This is a genomic window from Pseudomonas sp. 06C 126 (assembly GCF_001855215.1).
GTDB lineage: Bacteria > Pseudomonadota > Gammaproteobacteria > Pseudomonadales > Pseudomonadaceae > Aquipseudomonas > Aquipseudomonas proteolytica.
In genome coordinates, this window is sequence record NZ_MIFU01000016.1 from 1 (window position 1) to 422 (window position 422).

1 tRNA gene is annotated in these 422 nt (G+C 54.0%); it reads left to right on the forward strand.

Annotated elements, in window-relative coordinates:
- Positions 1-329: 329 nt before the first annotated feature.
- Positions 330-406, forward strand: a tRNA-Met gene (locus BHC62_RS04695).
- The last annotated feature ends 16 nt before the right edge of the window (positions 407-422 follow it).

Sequence of the window (422 nt, forward strand, 5' to 3'; positions counted from 1 at the left end):
GGTAGCTCGTCGGGCTCATAACCCGAAGGTCGTCGGTTCAAATCCGGCTCCCGCAACCAAACATCAAAAAAGGCTACTCGAAAGAGTGGCCTTTTTTGTGCGCGTCTATTTCCTCCCCCCTGTAGGAGCGAGCTTGCTCGCGAAGGTCGTCAACGATAACGCGCACATCCAGCATCAACCCGCCGCCCTTGAGCTTTTTGCGAGTAAGCTCGCGCCTACAGTGAAAACTCGTTTTCAATCGAGCACTTAGGCTGATTGGCAGTTATTTTGCCCTTTATGTCATTAACGGTTGACACCTCGTCGCTGCGCTGTAGAATGCCGCCCACAGACGCGGGATGGAGCAGTCTGGTAGCTCGTCGGGCTCATAACCCGAAGGTCGTCGGTTCAAATCCGGCTCCCGCAACCAAACATCAAAAAAGGCT